Origin of the sequence: Pseudoalteromonas sp. S1610, assembly GCF_005887465.1 — a bacterium.
Lineage (GTDB): Bacteria > Pseudomonadota > Gammaproteobacteria > Enterobacterales > Alteromonadaceae > Pseudoalteromonas > Pseudoalteromonas undina.
In genome coordinates this window covers 1-417 of sequence record NZ_PNDI01000103.1, presented here as the reverse complement: position 1 = coordinate 417, position 417 = coordinate 1, and the positions used below count along the sequence as shown (strand labels likewise).

General features: G+C 47.0%; 1 protein-coding gene. It reads right to left on the bottom strand.

Annotated features, from left to right (window positions below; translation table 11 throughout):
• The coding region (locus CWB77_RS17965; protein ID WP_212750889.1) for a hypothetical protein at positions 1-417 on the bottom strand (417 nt) is incomplete at both ends.

Here is a 417-nt window from a genome sequence, read left to right as displayed (position 1 = left end):
TTCAAGCTCAGGCTCTGCTTCTGGTTCAGATTGCTCGTCTAAGCCATCAACTGACCAATCAGGTGCTTCTACATAATCATCACTTGTTTGTTCTAACTCGCTCAGTAGCTCATCAACGCTATCGAGGTTTTCATCATTGTACTCATCAAGCGCGTCTTCTGGATCGAGTAAATTAGAAGACGTATCGGTAAAATCATCTTCTGATTCAACATCAAGTTCAGGCTCAGCTACAGTTTCTGGCTCTGCTGCAACTTCTGGCTCTGCTGCAACTTCTGGCTCTGCTGCAATTTCAGGCTCAGCTGCAATTTCTGGCTCTGCTTCAACTTCTGGCTCTGCTTCAACTTCTGGCTCTGCTTCAACTTCTAGCTCAGCTTCAATTTCTGGCTCTACCTCAGGCTCAGGCTCAGGCTCAGGCTC